The following is a 15,778-nucleotide window of genomic DNA, read 5'->3' as shown; positions in this document are numbered from 1 at the left end:
CAGCACTTCTGTTGCCGTGGCATCTACGCTAGTCACAGGTTTCTGCACGCGAACCCGATGCGAGCAGATCGGTGTACGCCGCTCGCGAACGACGGAGGAGAACTGTGGAACGAACGCGGCCTGGAAAGTTCGGACTGGGAGTCTGGGCGCTGATCGTCGCGCTCGGCGCCCTGCTCGTGCTGACCTTCCTCCCGTCGCCGTATGTGATCCAGCGTCCTGGCCCGGTGTACGACACCTTGGGGACCGCGGCGGACAAGGACGGCGACGAGGTGCCGCTCATCAGCATCGAGGGGGCCGAGACGTTCGAGACGGCCGGCACGCTCGATCTGACCACGGTCCAGGTCGTCGGCAACCGTGAGCGCACGCCCAGCTGGTTCGAGCTCGCACTCGCCTGGATGGACTCCTCGCGTGCCGTCGTCCCGCTGGACTCGGTGTTCCCGGAGGGCGTCACCACCGAACAGCGCGACGAGCGCAACGCGACACTGATGGTCGACTCGCAGCATGAGGCGACTGCCGCGGCGCTCAACGAGCTGGGGTACGACACCGGAGCCCAGGTCGTCGTCGTCGATGCTCTCGCCGATTCCCCGGCCCAGGGGATCCTCGAGGCGGACGATGTGATCACCGCGATCGACGGCACCGCCGTCACCTCGGCCACGCAGCTGCGCGAGGCGATCCAGGCGTCCGGGGGAGATGCGGTGGCGCTCACGGTGCAGCGCGACGGCGAGGAGCAGAACGTCGATGTCACGCCCGAGAAGCACACCGAGAACGGGACGACGACCTGGCTCATCGGCATCACGCTGCGCACCGACTACCACTTCCCGATCGACGTGACCATCCAGCTCGACAACGTCGGCGGGCCGAGCGCCGGGATGATGTTCGCGCTCGGGATCATCGACACGCTCACACCGGGCGAGCTGAACGGCGGTGAGAACGTCGCAGGGACCGGGACGATCGATGCGGCCGGCACCGTCGGGCCGATCGGCGGCATCCGGCAGAAGTTGTACGGTGCCTGGGATGCCGGTGCGACGTACTTCCTCGCTCCGGCGGCCAACTGCGACGAGGTGGTCGGTCATGTGCCCGACGGTCTTCAGGTCATCCGCACGGCCTCGCTCGACGAGTCGCTGGCGGCGCTCGAGGTGATCGCCGACGACGGCGACATCGCCGATCTGCCGACCTGCGAGCGCGCAGCCGGCTGATCCGCGGGCGTCACCGTGACCTCGCCGTGATCGGGATGACAGCCTGCGCACAGTGAGCGATGCCTAGGATGGAATGGTGACCTCGCCCTCAGCCCCGAATCCGGCCACGCCTCGAACCTCCCGACGCATCCTCGGCATCTCTCTGGTGATCATCGCCGCGTTGATCGCCGTGTTCTTCGTGTTCGCCTCCCTGTACACCGAATACCTCTGGTACGACCAGGTGGGCTTCACCGGTGTCCTCACGACGCAGTGGATCGCCACGGCCGTGATGTTCGTGGTGGGCTTCCTCGGGATGGCGGTTCCGCTGTTCGTCGTCATCCAGCTCGCGTACCGGCTGCGTCCGGTGTACGTGCGCCTCAGCTCGCAGCTGGACCGCTACCAGGAGGTCATCGAGCCGCTGCGTCGCCTCGCGATGTGGGGCATGCCGATCTTCTTCGGCCTGTTCGCCGGCTTCGCCGCCGCGGGGCAGTGGAAGACGGTGTGGCTCTGGGCCAACGGTGTCGCGACGTCGGATGTCGACCCGCAGTTCGGGATCGACACGGGCTTCTACATGTTCGCGATGCCCTTCTACTCGATCCTGCTGGCGTTCGTGTCCGCCGTCCTGTTGCTCTCGCTCCTGGTCACGGCTCTGGTGTCGTACCTGTACGGTTCGGTGCGTATCGGGCAAGGCGAGCTGCGCATCTCGAAGCCGGCTCGTATCCAGCTCGCGGTGATCGCCGGTCTCTACCTCCTCGTGCAGGCGGTGAGTCTGTGGCTCGACCGCTACAAGACGCTGGTCGCTCCGGACGACCGCATCACGGGTGCGGCGTACACGGGTGTCAACGCGACGATCCCGGGTCTCGCGATCCTCGCGATCATCGCGGCCGTGGTCGCGATCCTCTTCTTCGTCACCGCTGTGATCGGCCGTTGGCGCTTCCCGCTCGCGGCGACCGCGCTCCTGATCGTCGCCTCGCTCGTGGTGGGCGTCGGCTACCCCTGGGTGGTCACCACCTTCCAGGTGAAGCCGAACCAGAACGCCTATCAGGCCGAGTACTACCAGCGGAACATCGACGGGACGAAGGAGGCGTACGGGGTCGCCGACCTCGAGACGACCCCCTTCGCCGCCAAGACCGACGCCGAGGCCGGTCAGCTGCGTGCCGACGCGGAGACCACCGCATCCACGCGCATCATGGACCCGAAGGTCATCCCGCCGACCGTCCGTCAGCTCGAGCAGTACCGCGGGTACTACCAGTTCCAGACGACCATGGATGTCGATCGCTACGAGATCGACGGGAAGATGCAGGACACCGTCGTGTCCGTGCGAGACCTCGACATGTCGGGCCTCGGCGATGGCGACAACTGGAACAACCGCGTCGCCGTCTACACCCACGGCTACGGACTCGTCGCCGCCGCGGGCAACCAGCGCACGACCGATGGCGAGCCGGTGTTCCTCGAGCGCGGCATCCCGACCTCCGGCTTCCTGACCGACCGGGAGAACTTCGAGCCGCGCGTCTACTTCGGTGAGAACTCGCCTGAGTACTCCATCGTGGGTGCCCCGAAGGGCTCCGAGCCCGCCGAGATCGACTACCCGCGTGGTAAGGATGGCTCCAGCGAGACGAAGACGACCTTCGACGGGAACGGCGGCCCGAAGGTCGGAGACACCTTCACGAAGCTCCTGTACGCGCTGAAGTTCCAGTCCGAGCAGATCCTGTTCTCGAACCTCGTGAACGAGGACTCGCAGATCCTCTACGATCGCGACCCGAAGACGCGCGTCCAGAAGGTCGCACCGTACCTCGAGCTCGACAGCGACCCGTACCCGAGCGTGGTGGACGGTCGTATCGTCTGGATCGTCGACGGTTACACGACCAGCCAGACCTACCCGTACTCGACGAGCGTGAGCCTGTCGGACGCGATCGCCGACTCGAACATCCCGACGCCGACGCTCGCGATCGACGACATCAACTACATCCGCAACTCGGTCAAGGCCACCGTCGACGCCTACGACGGCTCGGTGACCCTGTACGCGTGGGACGACCAGGACCCGGTGCTCAAGACTTGGCAGAAGGTGTACCCGTCGACGCTGAAGCCGTACAGCGAGATGTCCGGTGAGCTCATGAGCCACGTGCGCTACCCGACCGACCTGTTCAAGGTGCAGCGCGACATCCTCGGCATTTACCACGTCGACAAGGCAGGATCGTTCGCGCAGCAGGACAACCGCTGGCAGACCCCGAACGACCCGCGCAGCGACTCGATGCTGCAGCCGCCGTACTACCTGACCATGCAGATGCCCGGTCAGGATTCGCCGCGGTTCTCGATGTTCTCGACGTTCATCCCGAGTTCGCAGGGTGCCGGTGGCAGTCGTGACGTGCTGATGGGCTATCTCGCGGTGGACTCGGATGCCGGGTCGGAGAAGGGCAAGAAGGCGGAGGGCTACGGCCAGCTGCGCATGCTCGAGATCGACACCGATACGACGGTCCCGGGCCCCGGTCAGGTGCAGAACACCTACAACTCCGATACGTCGGTGGTGCCGCAGCTCAACCTGCTGCAACAGGGTGAGTCCGAGGTCATCTACGGCAACCTTCTGACTCTGCCGGTGGGTGGCGGTCTGCTCTACGTGCAGCCGGTGTACGTGCAGTCGTCCGAGGGCACGCAGCTGCCTCGGCTGCAGAAGGTGCTGGTTGCCTTCGGTGACCGCGTCGCCTTCGAGAACACGCTCACGGAAGCTCTGGACACGCTGTTCGGTGGCGATTCGGGTGCGACCGGGGGTGACGACACCGTGGAGCCGGATCCGGACGCGGTGGTTCCCGATGCGGGTACGACGCCGACGGAGCCGACACAGCCCACGGAGCCGACGAACGCGCAGGCCGATGCCCTCGCTGCGGCTCAGAACGCGATGATCGACCGCGAGACCGCGCTGAAGGCGGGTGACCTCGCGAAGTTCGCCGAGGCCGATGAGCGGCTCACTGCCGCGGTCCAGAAGCTCATCGAGCTGGATGCCGCATCCGGGAAGTGACCTTCCCTGTACGTATCGAATGGGCGCCCCTCCGGGGGCGCCCATTCGCGTCTGCAGCGGGCGAGAATGGAAGGGGCATTCCGCTGTCTGCACCGCTCGCTGAGCTCATTCCCCGGGAGTCACCATGACCGACCGCACACCCTCCGTCCTCTTCGTCTGCGTGCACAATGCCGGCCGTTCGCAGATGGCTGCGGGGTTCCTCAGAGACATCGCCGGCGACCGCATCGAGGTCCGCTCCGCCGGGTCGATGCCCGCCGACCGGATCAACCCGATCGCGGTCGAGGTGATGGCGGAGCTCGGCATCGACATCACCGCCGAGGCGCCCAAGGTACTGACCGCTGACGCCGTGCAGGCATCGGATGTCGTGATCACGATGGGATGCGGCGACGCGTGCCCGTTCTTCCCGGGCAAGCGCTACGAGGACTGGAAGCTCGACGACCCGGCTGGACAGGGAATCGATGCTGTCCGCCCGATCCGGGATGAGATCCGCCGCCGGATCGAGGGCCTCGTCGCCGACCTGATCTGATGACGCGGGCGTTGGCGCCAGGGCGCTGAATACTGCGCCGGCGCAGGATCTGCGGTGAGACTGAACGAGTTCATGTCGTCCTTGTCCTCATTGCCTTCATGATCGTGGGCGCGCTCCTCTTCGCAACGTTCATGGGGAACCGGTCGCAGCCGCTCACGTCCCACGCATTCTGGGGAAGCCTTGGACTCTGGGCGCTCCAGCTGATCGTGGGCGTGGTGGCGATCGGCTGGGTCACGTTTCTCGCCATCTCGATTCCCCACTGCGGGCAGAACTGCGAATGGGAGCTGCTCAGCGCCAGCATCTACGGGTTCATGATCTTCGTCGCGCTGACCCTGGTGGCGAGCATGGCGGTGATGATCCGGCTGCGACGCAGTGGGAAGGTGTGGATCGCACCGGTGGCGGGCATCGCCCTGATCCTCGTGGCGTGCCCGATCGCGTCGGCGATCGCGTACAAAGCCATGCTGTTCTTCTGATACCGGGAAAGCGAAAGGCCCTCTGACCTGGATTTCTCCGGGTCAGAGGGCCTTTCATTTGTTGCGGGGACAGGATTTGAACCTGCGACCTCCGGGTTATGAGCCCGGCGAGCTACCGAACTGCTCCACCCCGCGGCACAAGAAGTAACTTATCACGGAATCCAGGCGTCGGCGAATCGAGGCCGCCTTCGCGTGCCCGCTCGGGCGTGTCGATGCGAGAGGATGAAGGCATGTCTCAGAGCGCTGCCGTCCCCGTCGCCGTGTGTCAATTCGCGCCGGTGGCATCCCGTGCGGAGAACCGTGAGCGGATCGCCGAGTTCGTGGTCGATGCCGCGGGCCGAGGCGCGAAGCTGATCGTGTTCCCCGAGTACTCGAGCTACTTCGTCGACCCTATGGACGAGACTCTCGCGGCGAACGCAGAGGACCTCGACGGAGAGTTCGTCGCGACCCTCACCGGCCTCGCGGCTGACTTCGCGGTCGTGATCATCGCCGGTCTCGCCGAACGCGCACACGACGGCCAGCGTGTGCGGAACACCGTCGTGGCGGTCCGCGGCGACGGCATCCTCGCCGTCTATCGCAAGCAGCACCTCTACGACGCCTTCGGTCAGACCGAGTCGGACTGGATCGAGCCCGGGGTGCCGGGAGAGGCGGCGACCTTCGATCTCGCGGGCCTGCGATTCGGGCTGATGACCTGCTACGACCTCCGGTTCCCTGAGATCGCGCGCACCCTCGTCGACGCGGGAGCGGACGTGCTGGTCGTCCCGGCGGAGTGGGTCAGAGGACCGCTCAAGGAGCATCACTGGACGACACTGCTCGCGGCGCGGGCGATCGAGAACACCGCCTACCTGGTCGCCGCCGACCATCCGACACCGATCGGCGTCGGCCACTCGCAGGTCGTGGATCCGCAGGGTGTGGTCCTCGCCGGCGTCGGAACGGCGGAAGGCATCGGGGTGGCGACGGTCGAGCGTGCCGTGATCGACCGTGTGCGCACCGTGAACCCGTCCTTGCGGGTACGGAGGTACGCGGTCGTCCCGCGCGAGGACTAGCCCCGGCCGCGACGCTCAGGCGGTGAAGTCGGCCAATCGCGCCGCAGCCTCTTCCAGCACATCCACCCGTTTGCACGCGGCGAAACGCACAAGACCCGCGTACTCGCCCCGATGCGCCTCCGAGACGAACGCCGTCAGGGGTATGGCCACGACCCCGGCACGCTCCGGTAGGGTGCGGCAGAACGCGGCGGCGTCCGTACCTCCCAGTGCGCTCGCATCGGCGACGGTGAAGTAGCCGCCCTGCGGCGGGTGCACCGCGAAACCGGCGGCTCGCAGTCCAGCGCCGAGGATGTCGTGCTTGTGTGCGAGCACCGACGCGGCGCCCGTGAAGTATGCGTCGTCGAGCCGCAGACCCACGGCGACGGCGGGCTGGAACGGCGATCCGTTCACATAGGTGAGGTACTGCTTCACGGTGAGGACGGCCGTGATCAGCGCCGCCGGACCGTGCACCCAGCCGATCTTCCACCCGGTGGTGGAGAAAGTCTTGCCCGCCGAGGAGATGGTCAGCGTGCGTTCGGCGGCTTCGGGAAGCGTGGCGATCGGGGTGTGCGGGACGTGGAAGGCGAGGTGCTCGTACACCTCGTCGGTGACGATGACGGCGTCATGCTTCTCGGCCAGGCGCACGACTTCCTCGAGCACGGATCGCTCGAACACCGCGCCGGTCGGATTGTGCGGACCGTTGACGAGGATGATCCTGGTGTGCTCGTTCACCGTCGTGGCGAGCCGGTCGAGATCGGGCTGGAAGTCGGGGGCACGCAGCGGGACGGTGCGCAGTCGAGCGCCCGCCAGCGCCACGGCAGCGGCGTACGAGTCGTAGTACGGCTCGAACACGACCACCTCGTCGTCGGGGCCGTCGATCAGTGCGAGCAGCGTCGCGGTGAGGGCTTCGGTGGCTCCGGCCGTGACGATCACCTCGCGAGCAGGGTCGACCTCGAGACCGTAGAACCGCAGCTGGTGCTCGCTGATCGCCTCGAGCAGGTCGGGGATCCCGCGACCGGGAGGATACTGATTCGCCCCGTGCGCGATCGCTTCCCGTGCCGCCTCGAGCACCAAGGCGGGGCCGTCCTCGTCGGGGAAGCCCTGTCCGAGATTGATCGCGCCCGTCCTGGCCGCTGCCGCAGACATCTCTGCGAAGATGGTGGGCGCGACGCTTCCGTCCGTGGCCAGCAGTCCTGCACCCGCAGCCGTCCGCCGCCATGCACCGGGAATGACACTCATGAAGAACAGGCTAAGGCCATAGCGGAAACTCATCTTCGACATACGAAACGCACAGATACAGGCGTCATTCTGAAGGAGCGTCGTTGAAGGAGCACAACATGAACGAAGACAACACCCAGGACCACTCGGCACCTGCGTCGAACGACGCTGTGCCGTCCACTCAGGCGGGAGACGTTCCCGCTCAGCCGGTGGCGGATGCCGCCGCTGACACGTCCGCAACGGATGCCGCCCCGGCCACTCCGGCCGCTCCGGCCGCTCCGGTCGCCCCGCAGCAGGGACACGAGGTGCCGTCGACGTTCACGTCGCACGCCCCGTCTGCGCCCGTCGCTCCGCCCGTGCCGCAGGGATACGCGGCACCTGCCGCGACCGCCACCGCATCGGGAGCCGCCTTCGGGATTCCCACGGCGGCGTCGCACACGCAGCCCACTCAGCCGTTCGACGGCGCTGCACCGCTCGGCGGAGCGCCCGTCGACGGCGTCAAGACCAAGGAGCAGAAGCCGAGGAGCGGCGCGAGGTTCGCCGCGTTCATCGTCGCGGCCGCGCTTGTCGGCGGTGTCGCCGGCTTCGGCGGTGGCGCTCTGCTCAACGGCATCCAGGACCGCCCCTCGTCGGGCACCGCGACCGGCCCGCAGACCGTCACCGTCAACAACCCCGGCTCGGTCAACGAGACCACGGCCGTGGCGACGGCGGCTCTGCCGTCGGTCGTCACGATCGAGGTCGCGGGCTCGGATCAGGCGGGCAGCGGATCCGGTGTCATCATCAGCGATGACGGCTACGTCCTCACCAACACGCACGTCGTGACGCTCGGCGGTGCCGTCGCCGATCCGACCATCCGTGTGACCACCTCGGACGGCCGGATCTTCGAGGCCACCGTGGTCGGTACCGACCCGATCTACGACCTCGCCGTCATCAAGCTGAAGGACGCCAAGGGGCTCACCCCCATGGAGTTCGCAGATTCGTCGAAGCTCAACGTCGGTGACACCGCCGTCGCGCTCGGCGCCCCGCTGGGACTGGCGAACTCGGTCACCACCGGCATCGTGAGTGCGCTGAACCGGAGCATCCAGATCGCGTCCTCCGCGCTGCCCGACTCGTCCTCCCAGGACTCGCCGGACCCGCAGCAGACCCCGGATCAGGGTCAGGGCCAGGGACCGTTCCAGTTCGACATCCCGGGCAGTGGCAGCCAGCAGACGTCCAAGTCCATCTCGATCGCCGTCATCCAGACCGACGCCGCGATCAACCACGGCAACTCGGGTGGTGCCCTCGTGAACAGCAAGGGCGAGCTGATCGGCATCAACGTGGCGATCGCGAGCTCGGGAAGCTCCGAGGAGTCGGGCTCGATCGGCATCGGCTTCGCCATCCCGTCGAACATCGCCAAGCGGGTCTCGGATGAGATCATCGCCGACGGTGCGGCCACCCACGGTCTGCTCGGCGCGTCGGTCCAGGATGCCTCGAGCATCCAGGGCGCAACGGTCTCCGGGGCCTACATCGCCGAGACCACGTCCGGCGGTGCGGCGGCGGCCGCGGGACTCAAGAAGGGCGACATCGTCACGGAGTTCAACGGCGTCCCGATCACCAGCTCGAGCGACCTCACCGCCCAGGTGCGCGCCGCAGCCGCTGGCAGCGACGCCAAGCTCACCTACGTGCGAGACGGCAAGGATTACGACGTCGAGGTGACGCTGGGCACGCTCACCAGCTGACACTCTGCTTCACAGAGAAGGACGCCACCTGCGCGATAGGCTCGCGGGGTGGCGTCCTTCTCTTTCGGCTCCGGCAATGCGGCCAAGCTGCTCCGGATTCCGTTGTATGCCGTCGGACGCATCGGCACTCTCGCTGTCCCGCGCGGACGACGCTGGGTCTTCGGCTGCGGTGCCGGGGTCGGCGATGGCGCGCTCGCGCTGCAGCGTCACGCATCCGTCGCAGGGCATGAGACGGTGTGGCTCACCTCGTCGGAGCGCGAGGACCGGGATGCGGCGGCCCTCGGCATCCGCTTCGTGCGCAAGGGTGGTCTGCGCGGCTGGTGGGCGACGGCGCGTGCCGGAGTGCTCGTGGTCACCCACGGCCTCGGCGACGTCAACCGCTATGCGAACGGCGGAGCGTTCGTGGTGCAGCTCTGGCACGGGATCCCGCTGAAGCGGATCGGTCTCGATTCCCCGGCGACGACGCAGGTGCCGAACGTCCCCGGCGCATGGTTGCTGCGCCGTGTCGTGGCCTTCCTCTACCGTGCAGCCGCCCAGCGGATCCGCGTGCTTCCTGCGGCGTCGCATCGCGCGCGCGGCCGCCTCGAGTCGGCATTCGGGCTCGGCGACGATCGCGTTGTCGTGACCGGCGAACCCCGCGTCGATGTGCTGTCGGCTGGAAGCGCCGACGATGTCCGGAAGGCGGCATCGGCCGTGCTCCACGGCGCGGTGAGTGATCTCCCGACAGGGGCGCGAACGATCCTGTATGCGCCCACCTGGCGTGACGGCGCCGCCGACCCGGCCGTGCCGTCTGCAGAAGAATGGATCCGCATCCTCCGCGTTCTCGAGGAGCAGGACGCGATCCTGCTGGTGCGCTCCCACCCGCTGGGTGCGGGTGGCTACGCCTCGCCGCTTCCGAGCCGGCGGGTCCGTGCGCTCAGTGCCACGGTCCTCCCCGATGTGACGCCGGCGCTCGCCGCTGTCGACGTGCTCGTGACGGACTACTCCTCGCTCGCCTATGACGTCGGATTGTTGCGGATGCCGGTGCTCTACCTGGCACCTGACGCCACAGAGTATGCCCGCACGCGCGGCTTATACGGTCGGTTCGACGACGTCGCCGGCTCTGACGCCGCATCGGACTGGCCGGAGCTGCTCACGCAGCTGGAGACGCTGCTCTCCGAAGACGGTGCGTTTTCCGCCGCGTCGGCGCGGTCCGCTACGCTCAGCGCGGAGATGCACGCGTACCGGGACGGACACAACACCGAGCGTGTCTACCAGGTCATCCGCGCACGGGGAATTCCGGCGCCGAAGGGAGCAGCATGACAACGGCCCGCATCGATGACGTAGCGGAGGCGCTGGTCATCGCAGGGACCGGTCAGCGACCGGTGGAGGCCGCGCTGGTCGGACCACGCGCACGGGTCGAGGCTCGCCTGAGCGGAGGCGGCAAGACGTGGAAGGCGACCTTCCCGTTGCAGGCAGCGCGGTGGGGCGGCCCGTCCCTCCCGCTGCCGGCGGGGGAGTACGAGCTGCGGATCGCGGATGTCGACGTCGACGACCTCCACATCGCCCCGGTCGTGCTCACCGGCGTGCGCATCGCCGTCGACGGTGGCGCCGTGCGCATCGCCGCGCCGATCGATCCGGTCTTCGAGACGCCGGAGGGCCGCTCGACGCTGGAAGAGCGCTACGTCGCGCAGGTCGGCGGCACCGAGAACGCCGTGTTCTTCGAGAGCTTCTACGGCCGCAGCGTCGGCTGCAACCCGCGCGCCATCGATCGGGAGCTCGCCGCGCGCGCCCCCGAGGTGCGCCGGTACTGGAGTGTCGTCGATCTCTCGGTGGAGGTCCCTGAGGGAGCGATCGCCGTGGTCGAGGGCAGCCCGCAGTGGTGGAATGCACGTGGTGCTGCACGGCTGCTGGTGGTGAACGACTGGCTGCGTCGACGTTTCGCTCGAAAGCCGGGTCAGAAGGTCCTGCAGACCTGGCATGGCACGCCTCTCAAGCGTCTCGCACTGCATCGTCCCGGCTTCGACCCGCGACGTATGGCCGCGGTGGTCAAGGAATCACGACGGTGGGATGTGCTGCTGGCGCAGAACACCTACTCGGAGCGCATTCTGCGCAAGGCATACGCGTTCTTCGGGCGGCCGATCTGGGTGGACGGATACCCCCGCAACGATGCACTCGCCACCGGGGATCCGGCGGCGATCCGCAGTGCTCTGGGCATCGGGCCCGAGGAGCGGGTGCTCCTGTACGCGCCGACGTGGCGGGACGACCGCGCCGAGATGGTCGATTTCATCGACCCCGAGGTTCTGGCCCGGCAGGCGAACGCCGTCGTGCTCGTCCGCGGGCACTCCCGCACGTTGGAGCAGGGGCGCGACCGTGCCGGCGCGCGGGTCATCGACGTTACCGGATACCCGGAGACCGCGTTGCTCCTGCTCGCCGCCGACGCCCTGATCACGGACTACTCGTCGGTGATGTTCGACTTCAGCGTCACAGGCAAACCGATGTACTTCCTGGTGCCCGACCTCGACCACTATCGCGGCAAGCTGCGTGGGTTCTACTTCGACCTCGCCGACCGCGCGCCGGGACCGCTGGTGCGGACGCAGGACGAGCTCGCGGCAGCGCTCGACGATCCGGAGCACCAGGCGGCGTACGCCGAGCGCTACGCGGCCTGGCGTCGACAGTTCAACGCGCGCGACGACGGACACGCTGCCTCGCGCGTGGTCGATCGCATCCTGGACCTGGGGTTCATCACACGCTGAGCGAGGCGAACGGGTCTCAGGGGAGTGGAGTATTGCGCGTGCCCAGCCGCGAAGCGTCGACCGTATCCCGCGCCCCGCGCAGCACGCCGCCGAGGAAGCCCAGGCCCCACGAGAGGTGCATCGTCGGCAGCACGAGCAGGGTCCACAGCCGTTGCCGGATGCCGCCGCCTCCGGGCGCCAGAGCGACCGCGAGCACGAGCAGCACGTAGAGGGCGAGCGGCACGTACACGACGAGGGAGGCGATCAGGGAGAGCACTCCGCTGAGCACCCCCGTCGCCTGCAGGATCCCCACGACGAGGGCGAGCGCGACCAGGAGCACGAGCGCGGGCGGTGCGAAGTAGCGGATGCCGTTGCTCCGGCCGAATCGACGGACCAGCTCGCCGCGCCAGGCACCCGTCGCGCGGAACTGCCGTGCCAGGCGCAGCCAGCTCTCGCGCGGCCAGTAGGTGACCGACAACTCCGGGTCGAACCAGACGCGGTGTCCGGCCTGGCGGATGCGGAGGTTGAGCTCCCAGTCCTCGCCGCGCCGGATCGACTCGTCGAACAGCCCGACCTCGTCGAGCACGGTGCGGCGCATCACCCCGAGGTAGGCGGACTCGGCCTTGCCCTCCTGGGTGCCACCGTGGTACGCCCCTCCGCCGAGCCCGACGGGGGAGTTGTACAGACGGGCCACTGCCTTCTGGAAAGGGGTGCGACCTTCGGCATGCATTACACCGCCGACGTTCGCGGACCCGGTCCGCTCGAGCGTCTGCATGGCGCGAGCGGCGTAACCGGGGGACAGCTCCGAGTGCGCGTCGACACGCACGATCGTCGCGAACCGGCTCGCGCGGATGGCGGCGTTCAGACCGACGGGGATGTGGGCGGCGGGGTTCTCGACCAGGCGGATGCGGTCGTCGGCCGCCGCGAGACGATGCGCCAGTTCCGTCGTGCCGTCGGTGGAGGGACCGAGTGCCAGCACCAGTTCGGTGGGGGCGTCGACGTCCTGTGCGAGCACGGAGGCGATCGCGTGCTCGAGGTAGGCGCGCTCGTTGAGCACCGGCATCACGAAGGACACCCCGGTCAGGGGAGCGGCGGATTCGTCAGCGGGCACATGACGATCATGGCACGGCGTCCACCGTGTTCCCTGATGACGGCGATGGGGCGCCCCGCGTCGTGACGTCTCGCCGTTCCCCTCCGCCGGGGGCCACCGCGAGGACGAACTATTCTGGAGGGATGGGTGCACTGTCTGACGCGAAGAAGGCATACCGACTGCTGAAACGAGCGCTCGCATCCCGCACCGCCGTGCAGCGGGTCCGTCGACGGCTGGCCGAGCGCGAGCCCCTGCCTGCCGACCACTTCAAGGTCGCGGTGTACTTCGCCGACGGTGCGGTGAACATGTACCAGATGCGGCAGTGGTATCGACCGTTGGCCGAGCTCGCGAAGCGCTGGCCCGTCGTGGTCCTCTCGCGGCAGGCGACGGGCGCGGACAAGCTGCTCGACGAGGACTCGCCGCCCGTCGCATTCGTGCCGACGGTCCGCGACCTGGAGAGGTTCATCGCGACGCAGGACATCCGCGTCGTGCTGTACGTCAACCAGAACACCCGCAACTTCCAGATGTTCCGGTACGGCCGGCGCTGGCACGTGTTCATCAATCACGGCGAGTCCGACAAGATGTACATGACCACCAACCAGTACAAGGCGTACGACTACGCGTTCGTGGCGGGTCAGGCGGCGCGGGATCGGCTGTCGCGCACGCTGTGGGACTACGACGTCGACCGGCGAACGATCGAGATCGGGCGTCCGCAGGCCGACCATTACGCGGGCACGTTGCCCTACACCCCCGATGAGCGCACGGTGGTGCTGTATGCCCCGACGTGGGAGGGCGACCGTCCCAGCGCGCACTACGGCTCCATCGCCTCTCACGGCGAGACTCTGGTGAACCGACTGCTGGCCACGGGGACGCATCGAGTGATCTACCGTCCGCATCCCCGCAGCGGCGTGGTCGACGACGCGTACGGTGCCGCTCATCGTCGGATCATCACGGCGATCGCCGCGGCGAATGCGGCGGATGCGGCGGCGCACCACGTGTACGACGCCGGCCCGGAACTCGGCTGGCAGCTCACGGCGGCCGACGTCGCGATCGTCGACATCTCGGCCATGGTCTACGACCGACTCGCGGCCGGGAAGCCGTTGATGATCACCCGTCCGACCGATGAGCAGGCGTCGATCGATACGCAGGGCTACCTGTCCGATTGTGAGTGGCTGACCGTCGAGGGGGCGGCCGACATCGTGTCCGAGGTCGAACGGGTGCGCGTGGACGAGGCGGCGACGGCCCGATTGCGCATGTGGGTGCAGCACTACTTCGGGGACACGACGCAGGGCGTGGCGACCGAGAAGTTCCATGCCGCCGTCGACGAGCTCATGCAGAAGTGGGATCGCTGGCAGGCGCATGAGGTCGGAGCCGTCCGTCCCGACGAGGACGACGACGACGAAGAAGCCGACGAGGAGGACGTGTGAGCATGGATCTCCCGCTCGCTCGCGCCGTCGCATCGCGTCTTGAGGTCGTGCCGCAGACCGGTTCCACGAACGCCGATCTGCGCGGGCTCGCAGACGATGTCGCCCACTGGCCGCACCTGTCGGCCCTGATCACCCGCAACCAGACCGCAGGGCGGGGCCGTCTCGATCGCACGTGGGTGGCGCCGGACGGCTCCGCCCTCGCCGTATCGGTGCTGTTGCGCGATCTTCCGTCCGATCCGGCGGCTCGGGGCTGGATCCCGCTCGCGGCAGGGCTGGCGATGTCGGAGGCGATCGCCGCGCAGCTTCCTGGGCGCGATGTGGCCGTGAAGTGGCCGAACGATGTGCTCGTCGATGGGCGCAAGATCTGCGGCATTCTCGCCGAGGCTACGCCGGACGGCGTGATCGTCGGCGCGGGCGTGAACACGGCGATGACCGTCGGGCAGCTCCCGGTACCGACGGCGACGTCGTTCGCCGCACTCGGGTCCGAGGCCGAGGAGGACCGGCTTCTCGCGGACTACCTGAGCGTCCTGGCCCGCGTGCTCGCAGAACTCGTCTCGGCGGGCGATGCGCGCGCGAGCGGTTTGCACGCGGCTGTGTCGGCTCGATGCGCGACGCTCGACGCGGACGTGCGGGTATCCCTGCCCGGCGACCGCATCCTCGAGGGGACGGCGACCGCGATCGATGCGGAGGGGCGTCTCGTGGTCGTGGCGGAGGGCGCAGATCATGCGATCTCTGCGGGGGATGTCGTGCACGTGCGCCCGACCGGAAGCTGACACGCCGTCGGACAGCGGGCGTTGTCGGTGATCACGGGCACAATGGTGGGGTGACCCAGCCTGTGATGCTCGGCGGTCGGCCGGTGATGCCGCCGCCCGGTACGCCCTCAGAGGAGCTGCTCATCGCGCGCTTCCGCAGTCATGCGCGTCGGCTCTTCTGGTCGGCTCTCGTGCTGATCGCGACGTTCGGCTCGACGGCGTACTTCTACGGCAACCTGCCGGCGGGGTTCGAGGACTGGATGCTCCTCGCGGCCGCAGGCGTGCTGGTCGTGGTGGCCGTCGTCGTTCCATTTCTCATCTGGTACTCCCGGAGCACCACCGTGACCACACGGCGTGTCATCGCTCATCACGGAATCGGTGCCCGTCGTCGCCAGGAGATGTCCCATGCGCGCGGCTACACGATCGCGGTCCGCCGGGGTCCGCTGCAGCGGCTGTGGGGAGCGGGCACCATCACACTGTCCAACGGCGTCGACACCCCGTTGCGGCTGTCGAACGTCCCCAACGTGACGCTCGTCCACGAGACACTGGCCGACCAGGTCGAAGTCGGACAGATCCTCGCCCACCGCGACGCACAGGCGAGCTCGGACGAGCACACCCCGCTGTGAACTGAGCCGGTCCGTCCGCAC

General features: G+C 68.1%; 13 protein-coding genes and 1 tRNA gene. 11 read left to right on the top strand and 3 right to left on the bottom strand.

The annotated features are described in order from the left end of the window. Nucleotides 1–104 precede the first annotated feature (104 nt). The 4 genes from WFM69_RS14780 to WFM69_RS14765 all read left to right on the top strand — a co-directional run bounded on the left by WFM69_RS14780 (nt 105) and on the right by WFM69_RS14765 (nt 5,187). Nucleotides 105–1,196 carry a YlbL family protein gene (locus WFM69_RS14780; protein WP_337005954.1) on the top strand — a complete coding sequence of 364 codons (1,092 nt, stop codon included), beginning with the start codon at nt 105–107 and terminating at the stop codon, nt 1,194–1,196. Nucleotides 1,197–1,269: 73 nt separating this feature from the next. Continuing rightward, nucleotides 1,270–4,188: a UPF0182 family membrane protein gene (locus WFM69_RS14775; RefSeq protein ID WP_337005952.1), complete on the top strand. Its 2,919-nt coding sequence runs from the start codon at nt 1,270–1,272 to the stop codon at nt 4,186–4,188. Nucleotides 4,189–4,312: 124 nt separating this feature from the next. Continuing rightward, on the top strand, nt 4,313–4,714 hold the full coding sequence (locus tag WFM69_RS14770) for an arsenate reductase ArsC (protein ID WP_337005950.1): 402 nt from the start codon (nt 4,313–4,315) through the stop codon (nt 4,712–4,714). Between the two features lie 104 nt (nt 4,715–4,818). Next, on the top strand, nt 4,819–5,187 hold the full coding sequence (locus WFM69_RS14765) for a hypothetical protein (protein WP_337005948.1): 369 nt from the start codon (nt 4,819–4,821) through the stop codon (nt 5,185–5,187). A gap of 61 nt (nt 5,188–5,248) precedes the next feature. Here WFM69_RS14765 and WFM69_RS14760 read toward each other — a convergent pair. After that, nucleotides 5,249–5,322, bottom strand: a tRNA-Met gene (locus WFM69_RS14760). Between the two features lie 95 nt (nt 5,323–5,417). Here WFM69_RS14760 and WFM69_RS14755 point away from each other — a divergent pair. After that, entirely contained in the window at nt 5,418–6,233 is an 816-nt protein-coding gene (locus WFM69_RS14755; protein WP_337005946.1) for a carbon-nitrogen hydrolase family protein, read from the top strand. Nucleotides 6,234–6,248: 15 nt separating this feature from the next. Here WFM69_RS14755 and WFM69_RS14750 read toward each other — a convergent pair whose 3' ends face one another. After that, on the bottom strand, nt 6,249–7,451 hold the full coding sequence (locus WFM69_RS14750; RefSeq protein WP_337005944.1) for an aminotransferase class I/II-fold pyridoxal phosphate-dependent enzyme: 1,203 nt from the start codon (nt 7,449–7,451) through the stop codon (nt 6,249–6,251). Nucleotides 7,452–7,549: 98 nt separating this feature from the next. On the opposite strand from WFM69_RS14750, the gene WFM69_RS14745 reads away from it, so the two are divergent. Genes WFM69_RS14745 through WFM69_RS14735 form a run of 3 tightly spaced genes read left to right on the top strand, consistent with a single transcriptional unit; the run spans nt 7,550 to nt 11,883 of the window. Further along, nucleotides 7,550–9,148 carry a S1C family serine protease gene (locus WFM69_RS14745; RefSeq protein WP_337005942.1) on the top strand — a complete coding sequence of 533 codons (1,599 nt, stop codon included), beginning with the start codon at nt 7,550–7,552 and terminating at the stop codon, nt 9,146–9,148. A 48-nt stretch (nt 9,149–9,196) separates the two neighbouring features. Continuing rightward, nucleotides 9,197–10,450 (top strand): CDP-glycerol glycerophosphotransferase family protein, encoded by a 1,254-nt coding sequence (locus tag WFM69_RS14740; RefSeq protein ID WP_337005940.1) that lies wholly within the window; start codon nt 9,197–9,199, stop codon nt 10,448–10,450. After that, the gene (locus WFM69_RS14735) at nt 10,447–11,883 is read left to right on the top strand and encodes a CDP-glycerol glycerophosphotransferase family protein (RefSeq protein ID WP_337005938.1); all 1,437 of its coding nucleotides are present in this window, start codon (nt 10,447–10,449) and stop codon (nt 11,881–11,883) included. Before WFM69_RS14740 ends, WFM69_RS14735 begins: the two co-directional genes overlap by 4 nt. 16 nt (nt 11,884–11,899) lie before the next feature. Here the strand turns inward: WFM69_RS14735 and WFM69_RS14730 are convergent, their stop codons facing one another. Further along, nucleotides 11,900–12,925, bottom strand: coding sequence for a glycosyltransferase (locus tag WFM69_RS14730; RefSeq protein ID WP_337006055.1), 1,026 nt, complete (start codon nt 12,923–12,925; stop codon nt 11,900–11,902). A gap of 170 nt (nt 12,926–13,095) precedes the next feature. Here WFM69_RS14730 and WFM69_RS14725 point away from each other — a divergent pair, with 170 nt between their 5' ends. The 3 genes from WFM69_RS14725 (at nt 13,096) to WFM69_RS14715 (ending at nt 15,757) form a co-directional block, all read left to right on the top strand. Then, nucleotides 13,096–14,379 (top strand): CDP-glycerol glycerophosphotransferase family protein, encoded by a 1,284-nt coding sequence (locus tag WFM69_RS14725; protein WP_337005937.1) that lies wholly within the window; start codon nt 13,096–13,098, stop codon nt 14,377–14,379. Between the two features lie 2 nt (nt 14,380–14,381). Next, a complete protein-coding gene (locus WFM69_RS14720; protein ID WP_337006053.1) occupies nt 14,382–15,152 on the top strand; it encodes a biotin--[acetyl-CoA-carboxylase] ligase in 771 nt (256 codons plus the stop codon). An 86-nt stretch (nt 15,153–15,238) separates the two neighbouring features. Next, a complete protein-coding gene (locus tag WFM69_RS14715) occupies nt 15,239–15,757 on the top strand; it encodes a PH domain-containing protein (protein WP_337006051.1) in 519 nt (172 codons plus the stop codon). The last annotated feature ends 21 nt before the right edge of the window (nt 15,758–15,778 follow it).

The organism is Microbacterium sp. LB12, assembly GCF_037150835.1.
Lineage (GTDB): Bacteria > Actinomycetota > Actinomycetes > Actinomycetales > Microbacteriaceae > Microbacterium.
Note: the sequence above shows the minus strand (reverse complement) of the source record. Positions and strands in the feature narration are given on the sequence as shown.

Excerpts from the sequence above, each read along its gene's own strand:
- WFM69_RS14770 (WP_337005950.1), top strand. The coding sequence starts at position 4,313 with ATGACCGACCGCACACCCTCCGTCCTCTTCGTCTGCGTGCACAATGCC.
- WFM69_RS14715 (WP_337006051.1), top strand. The coding sequence starts at position 15,239 with ATGCCGCCGCCCGGTACGCCCTCAGAGGAGCTGCTCATCGCGCGCTTC.
- WFM69_RS14735 (WP_337005938.1), top strand. The coding sequence starts at position 10,447 with ATGACAACGGCCCGCATCGATGACGTAGCGGAGGCGCTGGTCATCGCA.
- WFM69_RS14755 (WP_337005946.1), top strand. The coding sequence starts at position 5,418 with ATGTCTCAGAGCGCTGCCGTCCCCGTCGCCGTGTGTCAATTCGCGCCG.
- WFM69_RS14745 (WP_337005942.1), top strand. The coding sequence starts at position 7,550 with ATGAACGAAGACAACACCCAGGACCACTCGGCACCTGCGTCGAACGAC.
- WFM69_RS14750 (WP_337005944.1), bottom strand. The coding sequence starts at position 7,451 with ATGAGTGTCATTCCCGGTGCATGGCGGCGGACGGCTGCGGGTGCAGGA.
- WFM69_RS14725 (WP_337005937.1), top strand. The coding sequence starts at position 13,096 with ATGGGTGCACTGTCTGACGCGAAGAAGGCATACCGACTGCTGAAACGA.
- WFM69_RS14775 (WP_337005952.1), top strand. The coding sequence starts at position 1,270 with ATGGTGACCTCGCCCTCAGCCCCGAATCCGGCCACGCCTCGAACCTCC.
- WFM69_RS14720 (WP_337006053.1), top strand. The coding sequence starts at position 14,382 with ATGGATCTCCCGCTCGCTCGCGCCGTCGCATCGCGTCTTGAGGTCGTG.
- WFM69_RS14730 (WP_337006055.1), bottom strand. The coding sequence starts at position 12,925 with ATGCCGGTGCTCAACGAGCGCGCCTACCTCGAGCACGCGATCGCCTCC.